Origin of the sequence: Azospirillum thermophilum, from assembly GCF_003130795.1 — a bacterium.
Classification (GTDB): domain Bacteria; phylum Pseudomonadota; class Alphaproteobacteria; order Azospirillales; family Azospirillaceae; genus Azospirillum; species Azospirillum thermophilum.
Window position 1 is genome coordinate 1,396,517 of sequence record NZ_CP029353.1, and the last position, 14,447, is coordinate 1,410,963.

A 14,447-nucleotide genomic window follows, 5' to 3' on the forward strand; every position below is an offset into this window, starting at 1 on the left:
AGGCCGCGACTAAAATCGCATAACCTAGATTATGGAAATAAAGCGTGCCTTCGGAATAGGGGCCATCGTATGGCTTCCGGTCTCCGGGGGCATCGATTATCGTCCGCGCTGCTCGCCGGACGGCTGAGGACGGCCGGCTGTCGCCAAAGGTATCCCGTAATGCTCCGTATCGCTTCGTGGCTTCTGGCCGGCATTGCCGTCGCCACCGTTTCCGCCGGTGCCGCGATGGCGGCCGATGCCGTGTCCTGCGCCAAGCCGGCCTCGCCAGCCGAGCGGACGATCTGCGGCAGCGCCGACCTGAAGCTGGCCGCCGAGGATATCGCCACCTCGCTGCGGAGCCTCACGGGCAACACGCCGGTGGCGGAGCGCGACGGCGTGCAGCGGGCGCAGCAGGCCTTTCTGGCGGAACGCGACCGGGTCTGTGCCGACAAATCCGGCCTGCAGGCCTGCCAGCGCCTGCACGAAAGGCGGGTTGCCGAGCTTCAGAGCCAGGACAGCGCGGCGCAGAAGAGGGTCGGCGCCATTGCCGCCGGGATCCCGAAGGATGCCAAGGCCGCGGCGGCGGCACTGCAACGCTACGACGGGGCGGCGGCCAAGGCGTGGCTCGTCTACCTCTATCACAGCGGCGCCGTGCCGGTGGCCGACCGCGAGTCGGCCGAGCGGGCCCTGGTCGGCGCGGTGATCGACCGCGACCTGCCGCCCGATCGTGAACTGGCGGAGGAGATGCGCAACCTCGGCGATGTCGCGGCGGCGCCGCTGGCGACGGCGCTGCTGTTCCTGCGTCATGTGCTGTCGACCACGGAGCTGGAGGCGCCCTGCTTCCTGTTCACCAGGCATGGGCAGCCGGCCTTCGAGGCGTTCGGCGCCTTCTGGGGCAACAGCCGGGACGACTCCCCTGCCCTCTGCCGGGCGCCAAGTTCGGTCTACGACATGCCGGAGTGGAAGAAGGTCGCCGCCCACATCGATCCCGTCCTGGAGCCGGCGCTGGAGGAGCGCGGCAGCATCCGCCTCGGCTACGAGCGGCAGTTCGACGTCGACGACCTGCAGGCCTCGCTGGTGCCGTCGACCCTGCTGGAATCGCCGATGTCGCCGGATGCCAGGCGGGCGGCCGAGCAGCGGCAGCGCGCCATCGCCCTGTTCCGCAACTGGAAGGATTTCGGCCTGTGGCGGGAGGCGGACTACAAGGCGACGCTTGCCGCCCTGCCCGCCGCCGTCTCGGCTACGGCGAAGCTCTACCGCGAGAGGTTCGGCATGAATGGCCCGACGGCGGAGCAGGCGGCGAAGGCGGCCGCCGACCGCTTCATCGCCGGCCGGCTCGCCCTGCTCCTGCCGGAGGAATGAGGCGGCGGGTCAGAGCGTGATCACCAGCCCGTCATGGGCGGGCTCGACCCCTTCGGGGACCAGACGGCGGACGGTGTCGTAGTCCATCGTGTTGTCCATGTGGGTCAGGTAGGCGCGCTTCGGCCGGACACGGGCGATCCACTCCAGGGTCAGTTCGAGATGGGCGTGGACGACGTGCGGCGGCTTGATCCGCGCACAGTCGACGATCCAGACCTCGATCCCCTCCAGTGCGGCGAAGGCCGCATCGTCCAGCCGGACCACGTCCGTCGAATAGGCGAAGCGGCCGAACCGGAAGCCCAGCGTCTCCATGTAGCCGTGATCCTGGGTGAAAGGAATCACGCCCAAGCCATTGATCGAAAACGGTCCCTCGATATCGTGAGGCGTCAGGGCGGGCCGGTAGAAGGGATAGCTGCCGGACAGCGGCTCGAAGCAGTAGGCGAAGCGGGACTTCAACTCCGCCAGATGGTCCGCCCGGGCATAGGCGGGGATCGGCGCATGCATGAGGGCGCAGATCTCGCGCAGCTCGTCGATCCCGTGGCAATGGTCGGCGTGGGCATGCGTCCAGAGGACGGCGTCGAGCCGCCGCACGTCGTTGACCAGCAGCTGCTGGCGGAGGTCAGGAGAGGTGTCGATCAGGACGCTCACTCCGCCCTGCTCCACCAGGATCGACGGCCGCATCCGCCGGTTCTTCGGGTTGGCCGGGTCGCAGGCTCCCCAGCCGAGACCGACGATCGGCACGCCGCGCGACCCGCCGCAACCGAGCACGGTCACGCGCATCGCCTCATCGGACCGGGTGCCCGCCGGCTCTCCGGCCGGTGTGGAGGTCACGCAGCGGCCCGCGCGTCGCCGCGCGCCGCCCGGTCGGCGCGGGTGAACAGGCGGAAGAAGTTGTCGGTGGTGCGGCGGGCCAGCTCGGTCGGGTCCACCCCCTTCACCTCGGCCACGCAGGCGGCGGTGAGCGCAGTGAAGGCCGGCTCGTTCCGCCTGCCGCGGTGCGGCACCGGGGCAAGGTAGGGCGCGTCGGTCTCGACCAGGATCCGGTCGAGCGGCACGTCCTTCACGATGGCGCGCAGGTCGTCCGACTTCTTGAAGGTGACGATGCCCGACAGCGACAGGTGGAAGCCGAAATCGAGTGCTTCCTCAGCCAGTTGCCGGCCGGAGCTGAAGCAGTGCAGCAACCCGGTCACCGGCCGGCCCGCGGCCTCCTCCCTGACGATCCGCATCGTGTCGTCATCGGCGTCGCGGGTGTGGATGATCAGCGGCAGCCCGGTCTCCAGCGCCGCGCGGATGTGGCGGCGGAAGCAGTCCTGCTGAACGTCGCGCGGGCTCTTGTCGTAGAAGTAGTCGAGGCCGGTCTCGCCGAGCCCGACGACCTTCGGATGGGCGGACAGCTCGACCAGCCGCTCCACCGTCAGCAGGGCGTCCTCCTCGGCGGCCTGATGCGGATGAACGCCGAGCGAGCAATAGACGTCGTCGAACCGCTCGGCCACCGCCGCCACCCTCTCGAACCGGCTGAGGTGGGTGCAGATGGTGACCATCCGGCCGATGCCGGCCTGCCGGGCACGGTCCACGACCGCGTCCAGCTCCTCCGCGAAGTCCGGGAAGTCCAGGTGGCAGTGGCTGTCAACCAGCATCGTCATCTCAGGCTTTGGTCTCTTCGACATAGCGCGGGAACACACCCTGCGGTGCCGGCAGCGGCGTACCGGCCACCAGCGCCCCGCCCGCCCCCAGGCTGCCGAAGCCGCGCGCCCCGGCCGGCTGGGCGAGCTGGTCGAGGATCTTCGCCGAAGCGTCGGGCATGAAGGGCTGCGTCAGGATCGCCACGTGACGGATCGTCTCCGCCAGGACGTAGAGGACGGTCGCCATGCGCGCCGGATCGGTCTTCTTCAGCGCCCAGGGGGCCTGCTCGTCCACATAACGGTTGGCATCGCCCACCACCGCCCACAGGGCGTCGAGCGCCTTGTGGAAGGCCTGGGCGGTGATCTCCGCGCGCACCGTGCCGAGCAGCGCATGAGCCGCCCCCAGCAGGGCGTCGTCGGCCTCGGTGAAGGGACCGGGGGTCGGGACGGCGGCGCCGCAGTTCTTGTTGATCATCGACAGGACGCGCTGCACGAGGTTGCCGTAATCGTTGGCGAGGTTGCCGTTGATCCGGTTGACCATCTGCTTGTGCGAGAAGTCGCCGTCGTTGCCGAACGGCACCTCGCGCAACAGGAAATAGCGCGTCTGGTCCAGGCCGTAGGTGGTGACCAGCGTCTCCGGCGCGATGACGTTGCCGAGCGACTTCGACATCTTCTGGCCTTCGATGGTCCACCAGCCATGGGCGAACACGCGGCGCGGCGGCTCCAGCCCGGCGGCCATCAGGAAGGCCGGCCAGTAGACCGCGTGGAAGCGCAGGATGTCCTTGCCCACCATGTGCAGGTCGGCCGGCCAGTATTTGGCGTAGGGGCTGCTCTCGCCCGTCTCGGGATAGCCGACGGCGGTGATGTAGTTGGCCAGCGCGTCGAGCCACACATACATGATGTGCGCGTCGTTGCCGGGAACCGGGATGCCCCACTTGAAGGTGGTGCGGCTGACCGACAGGTCCTTCAGCCCGGACTTAACGAAGGCCATGACCTCGTTGCGCTTGCCGGCCGGGGCGATGAAGTCCGGGTTCTTCTCGTAGAACTCGATCAGCCGGTCCTGCCAGGCCGAGAGGCGGAAGAAGTAGGACGGCTCCTCCACCCACTCGCACTCGGCACCGGTCGGTGCGATCTTCTTGCCGGCCGGGCTGGTGGTCAGCTCGTCCTCGCCATAGAACGCCTCGTCGCGCACCGAATACCAGCCGGCATAGGAGCCGAGATAGATCTCGCCGTTCTCCTCCAGCTTGCGCCAGAGCGCCTGCACCGACCTGACGTGGCGCGGCTCCGTCGTCCGGATGAAGTCGTCGTTCGAGTAGTTCATCAGCGAGACGAGGTCGCGGAAGTTCTGCGACACCCGGTCGGTGAACTGCTGTGGCGGGATGCCGGCCTTCTCCGCCGATTTCTCCACCTTCTGCCCGTGCTCGTCGGTGCCGGTGAGGAACTTCACGTCATAGCCGTCGAGGCGCATGAAGCGGGCGAGCACGTCGCAGGCCAGGGTCGTGTAGGCGTGGCCGATGTGCGGCACGTCGTTCACGTAATAGATCGGCGTCGTGAGGTAGAAGGTCTTCGACCCGGCCATCGTCAGGCACTCTCCCGAGGGGTTACTTCGGCACATAGTTCAGGCGGCGGCTGCTTCCAGCGTCGCCAGGGCATTCAGCACGACCTGCTTGCGGTCGAGATTTGCGGATTCCGCACGGGCGAAAAGGCGCTGGACCTTTTCCCACACCTCCACCCAGCGTTCAAGACCGCGAGCGTGGGCCAGACGGGTCATCAGGGCAGCCTCGCCCGCCACCACCTCGGCCGGCCAGGCGCCGCGGGCGAGCGAGCGGGCGAAGCGGGCCAGCCACCAGACGAGGAGCCCGGTCGCCGTCTCGTACATCCCGTCGTCCTGCTTGCGGGTCAGCTTGTCGCCGAACGCATGGGCGGCGACGATGTCGAGCCGCGGCAGCGAGGACAGCAGCCCGACCATCTCGCGGTAGAGCGCCAGCCCGCCGGCGTCCGCCAGTTCGATCGCCCGGCCGATGCTGCCCTCCGACAGGCGGGCAAGCGCCGCCCGATCCTCCGCGGCCACGTCCGGGCGATGCGATTCCAGCAGCTTGACGACGGTGTCCTCAGGTAGCGGCTTAAGAGTGAGCTTGCGGCAGCGCGAGCGGATGGTCGGCAGCATGCCGCCCGGATTGTCGCTGACCAGCAGAAGCAGGGCTCCGGGCGGCGGCTCTTCCAGAATCTTCAAAATGGCGTTCAAGCCGCTGAGATTCATGCGGTCTGCGCCGTCGATCACCGCGATGCGCCAGCCGCCCTCGGCCGAGGTCCGGCGCAGGAAGGGGCCGATCTTGCGGACGTCGTCCACGGCGATGTCGCGCTTCAGCCGATCACGCTTCTCGTCGCGCTGACGCTCGACGGTCAGCAGGTCGGCATGGCCGCCGGAGGCGACACGGCGGAAGACCGGATGGCCAGGATCGATCCGCAGGCTGGACGGCGGTGCGGCGTCCCCGAACAGCCCCGCCGCCGGCTCCCCGCCCTGGGCGAGGACGAAGCGGGCGAAGCGGAAGGCCAGCGTCGCCTTGCCGATGCCCGGCGCCCCGCCGATCAGCCAGGCGTGCGGCAGCCGGCCGGAGCTCCAGGCCTCCAGCAGCAGCCGCTCGGCCTCGTCATGGCCGGTCAGGTCGGGGTTGCGGCGCGGGTCGAGCAGGTCGGCCTCGACCGGCGCCTCGGTACGGGCCGCACGGCTCAAGGGGCTGGTCCTTCCGGTTGATCGATCTGGGGCGAGAGAGTGGCGCAACGGAGGACGCGGGTCCAGCGCTACGTCATGGCGGCCGGAGCGGACGAGACCGGACGGCGCCGCCGGGCGCATCGTGCAGCGCGTCGATCGCGCACAACAGGATCCAAGGCGACATTTCCGTGACGGAGCAACGACTTCCAGGCGATCATTCGCGTGCCTTCATTGTGCGTCGGCTGCACAATGCGGGGTGCGGTCCGCCATCGCACAGGCCTTGCCGGCCCGGCGGCGCGGCGAGGGACTGCGGGACGCGCGATGATCGGACAACTCTATCCGCCGTCCGGAATCCGGGCAAGCGCCGCCCGAAACGTGGCGAGGTCAGCCCCTCAGCCGCGCGTCCACCGCGTCGAGGATCGCCGCATGCACCTCGTCGAGGCTGCGGCTCGCGTCGATGACGACGCAGCGGTCGGGCTCGCGCCGGGCGATGTCGAGGAAGCCGTCGCGCAGGCGGTGATGGAAGCTGGTGTCCATCCGCTCGTAGCGGTCCTCGCCGCCCCGGCGGGCGGCGGCGCGGTCGAGGCCGGTTTCCACCGGCAGGTCGAGGATCAGCGTCAGGTCGGGACGGAAATCGCCCAGCGCCACCCGCTGGAGCCCGGCGACCAGGTCGCGGCCAAGGCCGAGCCCGTAGCCCTGGTAGGCCATGGTGCTGTCGAAGAAGCGGTCGCACAGCACCCAGCCGCCGGCCTGCAAGGCCGGCCAGACCGTCCGCTCCAGATGGTCGCGGCGGGCGGCGGTGTGCAGCAGCGCCTCCGTCACCGGACCCCAGCGGCCGGTCTCGCCGGAGACCAGCAGGGCGCGGATCTCCTCCGCACCCGGCGAGCCGCCGGGTTCCCGCGTCACGGTCACGGGCAGGCCGCGGCCCTCCAGCACCCCGGCGAGGCGGCGGAGCTGGGTGGACTTGCCCGCCCCCTCCCCGCCTTCCAGGGTGATGAACCGGCCGCGCGAAGCGTCGCCGGTCATCACGAACCGAAGACGAGGTATTTGGCCGCCGCGAAGGCACGGCCGATGAAGCCGAGCTTCTCGACATCCTGGGCGGCCACCACCGGCACCTCCTTGCCCGGGAAGCCGGGGGCGGTGATCACCACCTTGCCGACCACGTCGCCCTTCCTGATCGGGGCGGCGACCGGCGCGTTGCTGACCAGCGACACCTTCATGCCCGGCCGGTCGGCGCGGGCCAGCGTCACCTTCATGTCCTGCGGGACGGTGACCGGCACGGTGTCCTGCGCGCCCAGCCAGACCGGGACCTGCTCGATCGTCTCGCCGGCGCGGAACAGCGCATAGGTCGAGAACTCGCGGAACCCCCACTCGATCAGGCGGGCCGATTCGTCGGCGCGGGCCTGCATGCTGGGCAGGCCGTTGACCACCAGGATCAGGCGCCGCCCCTCGCGCTCGCCCGACGCCGTCAGGCCGTAGCCGCCGGCCTCGGTGTGGCCGGTCTTCATGCCGTCCACGTTGATGCCGCGGTAGAGCAGCGGGTTGCGGTTCCCCTGGTTGATCCCGTGATACTTGAAGTCGCGGATCGAATAGTAGTGGTAGTATTCCGGGAAATCGCGGATCAGCCGCTCGGCCAGCGTCGCAAGGTCGCGGGCGGTCATGTAGTGGTTGGGGTCGGGCCAGCCGGTGGAGTTCACCAGGTTGCTGTTCCTCAGCCCCAGTTCCTTCGCCTTCTTCGTCGCCAGCTCGGCGAAGCTGGGTTCGGAACCGGCGAGACCTTCGGCGAGCACGATGCAGGCGTCGTTGCCCGACTGCACGATCATGCCCTTGATCAGGTCGTCGACCTTGATGTTGTTGTGCAGCTCCACGAACATCTTGGAGCCCTGCATCCGCCAGGCGCGCTCGCTGACCGGCAGGGTGCTGTCCAGCGACAGGCGGCCCGTCTTCAGGGCGTCGAACACCATGTAGCCGGTCATGATCTTGCTCATCGACGAGGGCGCCATGCGCTCGTCGGCGTTCTTCTCGAACAGGACGGTGTTCGTCGTCATGTCCACCAGGATCGCCTGCTTGGCGATGGTCTCCAGCGGCGCGGCCTTGGCCGGCAGGCTGAGCGCAGCGCCGACGCCCGCCGCAACGACCGCCACTGCCACGCCAAGCACGGCGCGGGCGCGGACAACACCGATCATGTCTAGTACCCTCCGAGGAAAAACAGGTGACGCTCCCTGAGCGTGACCGATGGACATGCGATCAATCGACGACGATTTTGGCTTCCGTAAGGCCGGCCTGGAGGATCTGGTTCAACACCGAATCCGCCTGGTCGACCGACTGCAACGGCCCCACCCGCACGCGATCCAGCCGCTGGCGGCCGGCCATGGTCGGAGTGACCACGGCCTGCTGCCCGATCGCCGCGAGACGCGCGCGCACCCGGGCCACATTTTCCGCGCTGCCGAAGGCGCCGACCTGGACAAAGATATTCTCCTGCGACTTGACCGGCATGTCGACCACAACCGGCGCCGGGACGAACCGCCCGCCCACCACCGCACCGGGGACGGTGCTGGGCGGCGGCACCGGCGCGCCGACGACGCCGGACGAGGCCGGCCGGCCGTTGGAGACCGGCCCCGAGGCACCGGCGACCTCCACCTTCGACCGCGGGGCGGCCTTGGGCGGCGGCCCTTCCGTCTCCGCGAGGATCGGGGCGGGCGTTCCCTGGCGGGCGGCCGCCGCGATGGCGCGGCTTTCCTCCGCCAGGATCTGGACGCGGACCTTGGCGGTCCCGACGGACTCATACCCCAGAAGCTGGGCGCCGCGTCGTGACAGGTCGATGACACGGCCATTCACGAAGGGACCGCGATCGTTGATGCGGACCACGATGGAGCGCCCGTTCTCCAGGTTGGTGACGCGCACCAGACTGGGCATCGGCAGAGTCTTGTGGGCGGCGGTCAGCTCGTTCTGGTCGTAGAGCTCGCCGTTGGCGGTGGTCTTCTCGTGGAAGCCCGGCCCGTACCAGGAGCCGATCCCCGTCTCGTCGTAGGAGTAATCCTCCGACGGATAGTACCAGACGCCGTTGACCTGATAGGGCTTGCCGACCTTGTAGATGCCGCTGGTGGGGAGCCCGCCGGGCTTCACCGGCTTTTCCGCGCAGGCCGCGAGCGCCAGGACGCCCGCCAGCACGATCGCCGCCCTCAGACCCATCCCGCGCGCCATGCCGCCTGCCCCGCTCTGCCCGCCCCGCCGATCCGGCGGCCCGCACTCTATCCGAGTTACCCCCGCCGCGCCAATGGCCTGCCCGCCTCCGCCGGCCCGGTCAGGGCGCGGGGAACAGGGCATCGGTGCGGTCCATCAGCCGGTAGGAGACGAGCCCGATCCACTCGCGCACGGCATCCTCCAGGATCATGAGGGTGCGGGCGGACTCATAGCGCAGGTAGGGCTTGGCGTCATGCGTCGTGCGGTAGTCCACCGGATAGGGGATGACCTCCCATCCGATCCTGCGGAAGATCCCGACCGAACGGGGCATGTGCATCGCCGAGGTGACCAGCACCCACACCTCCCCCGGCTTGGGATCGAGCAGCCGGCGGCTGTACAGCGCGTTTTCCCAGGTGTTGCGCGAGTCCGCCTCGAACACCACGCGGCCCTCGGCAAGGCCGGCCTCGCGCAGGGCGCCGCGTGCGGAATCATCCTCCTTCAGCGTCTGGTCGAACAGCCGGCCCGACCCGCCGGTGAACACCGCGCGGGCGTCCGGGTAGCGCCGGGCGAGGTCGGCGAAGGCCAGCAGCCGTTCCGCCGCGTCGTTGACCGAAGGATCGCCGCGGTCGGCGGTGATCGGCGGGTTGACGGCGCCGCCCAGCACGATGAGGCCGTCGATATGGGCGGGCAGCTCCGGCCTGGGGAAGCGGTTCTCCAGCGGCAGCGCGACGAGCGGCCCGAAGGCGGTGAAGCCGGCCAGCAGCCCCAGCAGCGCGGCCAGCGTGACGAGGCGCCGCCCTGCCCGCTGCCAGCGCCGGCTGCGCAGCAGCAGTGCCCCGGCCGCCATCATCAGGATCAGCGCGTTGCCCGGCATGGCGAGCATCCAGAACAGCTTCGACAGTGCGAAGGACAGCATCGCCGGCCCCACTCCTCCCCGATCTTGCGCGGCGCAGCATAAGCGCTGCCCCGGCGGTTTCCCAGCGCGGCGACTGCAATGATTCTGCAACCGAAGCTTAACAGGGACGACCCGGCAGGGCGGTTAAGGTGCGGCCGTCGTCACCGCGCCGGCCGGACCGGCGATTGGCCGTGCGCATAACAAGGGAAGCCTCCGCCATGCTCTCCAACCTGTCCATCGGCACGCGCATCGCGCTGCTGGTCGCCGCGTCGCTGGTCACGCTGGCCCTGCTGGGCGGGGCGGTCACGCTGGGAGCCGGGCGCGTGTTCGAGGCCGTGGCGGAGCTGAACCGGTTCCGCGACGCCTCCGAGCATACCACCGACCTGGAGCGGCGGGTGGCGCGGCTGCGGCTGATGGGCATGCGGTTCGTGACGGAGCGCGACCCGGAGGCCGCCACCGCCTTCACCACCACGGCGACCGAGGCGGCCCGGCTGCTGGACGAGATGAAGAACAAGTCCGCCGGGCTGCTGGCGGTCGAGGACCTGGAGAATCTGCAGCAGGGGCTGGTGGCGCTCAACGGCCTGTTCGCCACGGTGGTCGGCACGGCGACCGACCTCGGCCTGACCGACGAGGCGGGCTTGCGCGGGGCGCTGCGCGGCTCCGCCCGCGCCATCGAGGACGAGCTGAAGCAGTGGCCCAATGCCGACAAGCTGACCGGGCGCATGGAGGCGATGCGCAAGATGGAGAAGGACTTCATCATCTACCAGGACGAGGGGCTGCTGTCCGGCCACCGCAAGGCCTTCAACGAGTTCACCTTCTTCCTGGCCGATTCCGGGCTGGACGAGGCGACGCAGGCGCGGCTGGAGACGCTGGCGCGCGGCTACCGCTCCGACCTCGGCAAGTTCGTCGACGGCACCAAGGCCTTCCGCACCCAGGTGCAGGCCTTCAACGACGCCTTCCAGGCGCTGACGCCGCGCTTCGACGCCCTGCTGGTCGCCGCCGGCAGCGGCATGGCGGCGGCGGTGGAGACACAGACGGCGGTGCGCGACACGGTGATCCGCACGGTGCTGACGGTGGGGACGCTGCTGCTGGCCGGCTTCGTCGTCACCAGTCTCTATGTCGCGCGCAGCATCACCCGGCCGCTGCGCCTGATCGAGCGGGCGATGGAGATGCTGGCCGGCGGCGACCGCAGCGTCGCCATCCCCGGCACCACCCGCGGCGACGAGATCGGCGCCATGGCACGGGCGGTCGCGGTGTTCCAGGACAGCCTGCAGCGCGCCCATGCCGTGGAGCTGGAAGCGCGCGAGCATGAGCGCCGGGTCGAGGCGGAGCGCAAGGAGGCGCTGCGCGTCGTCGCCGGCGACTTCGACGGCGCCTTCGGCCGGGTGCTGCAGACCGTCGATTCGGCGACGGCGCAGATCCGCGCCGGTTCCCACATCCTGCGCGACACCGCCGAGAAGATGCGCGAACAGGCGCTCTACACGGCGGAGAAGGCGGAGCAGACGGCCGAGGTGGTCGGCATCGTCAACACCGTGTCGCAGACGCTGTCCACCTCGATCGGCGAGATCGGCGAGCGGGCGACGACGACGGCCGAGGCGGTGAAGCGCGCGGTCGCCCGTGCCCGGCAGAGCGACACGGCGGTGCAGGCGCTGGCCGACAGCTCGCAGCGGATCGGCGAGATCGTCAAGCTGATCACCGCCATCGCCGGCCAGACCAACCTGCTGGCGCTGAACGCCACCATCGAGGCGGCGCGGGCGGGCGAGGCCGGGCGCGGCTTCGCCGTGGTGGCGCAGGAGGTCAAGCACCTCGCCACCCAGACCGCCCAGGCGACGGAGGACATCGGCGCCCAGATCGACGCCATCCAGGCCGCCACCGGCGACGTGGTGGACGCCATCCGCGCCATCCGCGGCACGGTGGAGGAGGTCCACGGCCTGTCGGAGGAGGTCTCCGCCGCCGTCAGCCAGCAGCTCGTCCAGACCCGCGAGATCGTCTCGGCCGTCGACCGCGCCAGCCACAACTCGTCGGAGGTGTCGGACGGGGTCAGCACCATGGCGATCACCGCGGCGGAGACCGGCAAGTCGGCCATCGAGATGATCTATTCCGCCGGCCAGCTCGGCCAGGAACTCGACCAGCTCCGGGCCGACGCGGAGCGGTTCGTGTCGTCGATCCGGGTGTGAGGGGGATGCTATTCGGAGAGCTTGCTTCGGCAGAAGGCGGCGGATTGGCGAAATGAAGCCAGCAGCGCGTCGTCGACCCGGCCGTGGATGTCGCCCTTCCCTGCCGCGGCGACGGCGCGGTCGAACCAGGACATCGCTTCGCCGTAGCGCTCCTGTTGCGACAGGCAGTAGCCGATTTGATGCAGGCTCCTGCCAAGGCTGCCTTGATCGACGCGGCAGTGGATGTCGCCCTGTTCCTTGGCGGTGACGGCGCGCTGATACCAGGGCATGGCCTCATCGTATTGCCCCTGCTGCGACAGGCAGAAGCCGACCTCATGCAGGCTCCTGCCAAGGCTCTCCTGATCGACGCGGCCGTGGATGTCGCCCGTCTCCGCTGCGGTAACGGCGCGCTGATACCAGGACAGCGCCTCGTCGTATCGACCCTGCCGCGACAGGCAGCGGCCGACCTCATGCAGGCTCCTGCCAAGACTCTCCTGATCGATGCGGCCGTGGATGTCGCCTTCTTCCTTGGCGGTGACGGCGCGCCGATACCAGCACATGGCCTCGTCGTATTGCCCCTGCTGCGACAGGCAAATGCCGACCAGATGCAAGCTCATTCCAAGGCTGCTCTGATCGACGATGCCGTCGATGCCGCCGCTCTCGGCTGCAGCGACGGCACGCTGACACCAGGACAGTGCGGCTGGGAACTGACCGACCTCCAGCAATGCCCTACCCAGAATGTGGTAATCCCGCCAGGAGAGGTCGATGTCGGACCAGACATCGGGGGCAATGGCGAAGCCTTGCAGGTCGTCCGCGAGGTCGCTGCGGGCCGGCGCGTCGGCCAGCTCTGCAGCGATCGCGATCATCCGGTCCTTTTGCGCCGTGCGGATGCGGGCCAGGTCCGCCTCCCGTCCCTCCGGTGCGGCGCGGCGCAGAAGATGGGCGGCATAGAGCTGGTGCATGCGCAGCGTTGCGCCGCCTTCCATCAGATGGAGATCCTGGCAGGCGTCGAGATGATCGAGGAACCGCTCCTCGCCCCATCCGGCACCGTCCGCCATGTCGCGGGCAAGCGCATCCCGGTCGATCCGCTGGCAGTTGCGCATCGCGGCCGCATGCAGGAGAAGCTGCGCATCCGGGGCGAGCAGGCCATAGGCCGCCCCGTAGCTCCTTTGCAGATCCTCGCCGATGCCAAGGGCGGAGGAGATCGGGCGGTCGCGCCCGACCGCCTTGGCGAGGACGGCGGAGGCCGGGACGAGCTGGACCGGCAAGCCGCCGAACGCGGCGACCAGGGCGTCGCCATGGCGGGAGGCCGCCGCCTCGCCGGCGATTCCCGCGACGAGGTCCCGGCTTTCGGCGGCCGACAGCGGCGGCACCGGCCAGGCCGGCCACCCCTGCCAGCGCTCGAACAGGCTCGTCACGATGGCGTGGCAGGGCGCGCCGGACGGCGGCAGCCAGGGACGGATCGCGTCGGGGGAGGCGGCGTTGTCGAAGATCAGCAGCGTCTCCTCCGCACACAGGCGATGGACGGTCCATTCGCACTGTTCGGGGATCGGCCGGTCGCCGGGAAATTCCGCACCGAAGCGGTTGCGGCCGATGGCCGCGAGCCCGCCCGGCATCCCGCCGGTGGCATCCAGGAAGTAGCGGCCGCCGGGATAGCGGGCGGCATGGCGCCGGGCATATTCCCGCGCCAGTTCGCTCTTGCCCACGCCGGGCGGCCCGTGCAGCACGACGACCGGCGGCTGTGCGTCATCGCCAAGGGCTGCCGCGATCCGCTCCAGCAGATCCGTCCGGCCGACATAGCGCCGCCCGTGCATCGCGTCGATGGTGCAGCGGAGGACCGGCCCTCCCCCGGCGCTGGAGGGGGGCCGTAATTGTTGACCTGCACTCCGCCGCCGATGGAGGCGGATCCGAACAGTGCCGGTCCTGTGCTGTCGGGGGCGGCGGTCTGCACCGTCGGTCCGGCGCCCCGGTCAGTATTTTTCGGGGGACCCGCCGGTCTGGCGGATGCCGCTGATCACCACCTCGTCGTCGAAGACCGCCTTCCGCGCCTTGATCACGGTGCCGAGCGCGGTGACGTCGCGGATCTCGAACCGCTTGGCGGCCTGCAGCCGGTCGAAGTCGAACAGGGGTGCGGCGGCGGGGCGGTCGCGCAGTGTCAGCAGTGCCTCCAGAAGATGACCGACCGCGTCGCGGAAGGCCTCGTCCCGCTGCGCCTGCGACTCCTCCAGGCTGGCCGCAAGGCTGATCCTCGCGGCTTCGGCCTGCGGCTGGGCCTCCAGCAGCGTGACGGCGGGCGACACCTTGGCGAACCGGCCGGCGATCAGCCCCTTGACCTTCTCGTAGGCATCCTTGCCAGCCGCGGAGGCGGCGCCGTTGCCGACGGCCAGGGCCCCGGCGGTAATGGCGGCAACCGCGGAAAGCGTGAACGGATCCATCTTCCCTCACCATGACAGGAGTGAAGGCAGAGTGGCGTCCGTTTCCGATCCCTTCAACCGGAAAACTACAACCGTGCAAGAGCCGGGGCCGTTCGCCGCAGTCGC

At 69.8% G+C, this 14,447-nt stretch carries 11 protein-coding genes and 2 pseudogenes; 2 read left to right on the top strand and 11 right to left on the bottom strand.

Going from position 1 to position 14,447, the window contains the following annotated elements:
• The first annotated feature begins 159 nt into the window (after positions 1 to 159).
• Positions 160 to 1,341 carry a lysozyme inhibitor LprI family protein gene (locus DEW08_RS12830; protein WP_168220356.1) on the top strand — a complete coding sequence of 394 codons (1,182 nt, stop codon included), beginning with the start codon at positions 160 to 162 and terminating at the stop codon, positions 1,339 to 1,341.
• Positions 1,342 to 1,350: 9 nt separating this feature from the next.
• On the opposite strand, the gene DEW08_RS12835 is transcribed toward DEW08_RS12830, so the two are convergent.
• The 8 genes from DEW08_RS12835 to DEW08_RS12870 all read right to left on the bottom strand — a co-directional run bounded on the left by DEW08_RS12835 (position 1,351) and on the right by DEW08_RS12870 (position 9,772).
• Positions 1,351 to 2,118 carry an MBL fold metallo-hydrolase gene (locus DEW08_RS12835; RefSeq protein WP_109327674.1) on the bottom strand — a complete coding sequence of 256 codons (768 nt, stop codon included), beginning with the start codon at positions 2,116 to 2,118 and terminating at the stop codon, positions 1,351 to 1,353.
• Positions 2,119 to 2,165: 47 nt separating this feature from the next.
• On the bottom strand, positions 2,166 to 2,975 hold the full coding sequence (locus DEW08_RS12840) for a TatD family hydrolase (protein ID WP_109329814.1): 810 nt from the start codon (positions 2,973 to 2,975) through the stop codon (positions 2,166 to 2,168).
• Positions 2,976 to 2,982: 7 nt separating this feature from the next.
• Positions 2,983 to 4,539 carry a methionine--tRNA ligase gene (metG, locus tag DEW08_RS12845; RefSeq protein ID WP_109327676.1) on the bottom strand — a complete coding sequence of 519 codons (1,557 nt, stop codon included), beginning with the start codon at positions 4,537 to 4,539 and terminating at the stop codon, positions 2,983 to 2,985.
• A gap of 39 nt (positions 4,540 to 4,578) precedes the next feature.
• Entirely contained in the window at positions 4,579 to 5,694 is a 1,116-nt protein-coding gene (locus DEW08_RS12850; protein WP_245986199.1) for a DNA polymerase III subunit delta', read from the bottom strand.
• Positions 5,695 to 6,057: 363 nt separating this feature from the next.
• Positions 6,058 to 6,699 (bottom strand): dTMP kinase, encoded by a 642-nt coding sequence (gene tmk / locus DEW08_RS12855; protein WP_109327680.1) that lies wholly within the window; start codon positions 6,697 to 6,699, stop codon positions 6,058 to 6,060.
• Positions 6,699 to 7,859 carry a D-alanyl-D-alanine carboxypeptidase family protein gene (locus DEW08_RS12860; RefSeq protein WP_109327682.1) on the bottom strand — a complete coding sequence of 387 codons (1,161 nt, stop codon included), beginning with the start codon at positions 7,857 to 7,859 and terminating at the stop codon, positions 6,699 to 6,701. The genes tmk and DEW08_RS12860 overlap by 1 nt, the downstream gene beginning before the upstream one ends.
• A gap of 61 nt (positions 7,860 to 7,920) precedes the next feature.
• On the bottom strand, positions 7,921 to 8,877 hold the full coding sequence (locus DEW08_RS12865; protein WP_109327684.1) for a septal ring lytic transglycosylase RlpA family protein: 957 nt from the start codon (positions 8,875 to 8,877) through the stop codon (positions 7,921 to 7,923).
• Positions 8,878 to 8,977: 100 nt separating this feature from the next.
• Entirely contained in the window at positions 8,978 to 9,772 is a 795-nt protein-coding gene (locus DEW08_RS12870; protein ID WP_109327686.1) for a YdcF family protein, read from the bottom strand.
• Between the two features lie 1,157 nt (positions 9,773 to 10,929).
• Here DEW08_RS12870 and DEW08_RS33945 point away from each other — a divergent pair.
• Positions 10,930 to 11,928, top strand: a pseudogene (locus DEW08_RS33945) (methyl-accepting chemotaxis protein); the annotation flags it as partial.
• 8 nt (positions 11,929 to 11,936) lie between these two features.
• Here the strand turns inward: DEW08_RS33945 and DEW08_RS12880 are convergent.
• The 3 genes and pseudogenes from DEW08_RS12880 to DEW08_RS12885 form a co-directional block, all read right to left on the bottom strand.
• Complete coding sequence (locus DEW08_RS12880) at positions 11,937 to 13,523, bottom strand: tetratricopeptide repeat protein (protein ID WP_245986201.1); 1,587 nt, start codon at positions 13,521 to 13,523, stop codon at positions 11,937 to 11,939.
• A gap of 78 nt (positions 13,524 to 13,601) precedes the next feature.
• Positions 13,602 to 13,721 (bottom strand): annotated as a pseudogene (locus tag DEW08_RS33790) (ATP-binding protein); the annotation flags it as partial.
• A 156-nt stretch (positions 13,722 to 13,877) separates the two neighbouring features.
• Positions 13,878 to 14,342, bottom strand: coding sequence for a hypothetical protein (locus DEW08_RS12885; RefSeq protein WP_109327692.1), 465 nt, complete (start codon positions 14,340 to 14,342; stop codon positions 13,878 to 13,880).
• Positions 14,343 to 14,447 lie beyond the last annotated feature (105 nt).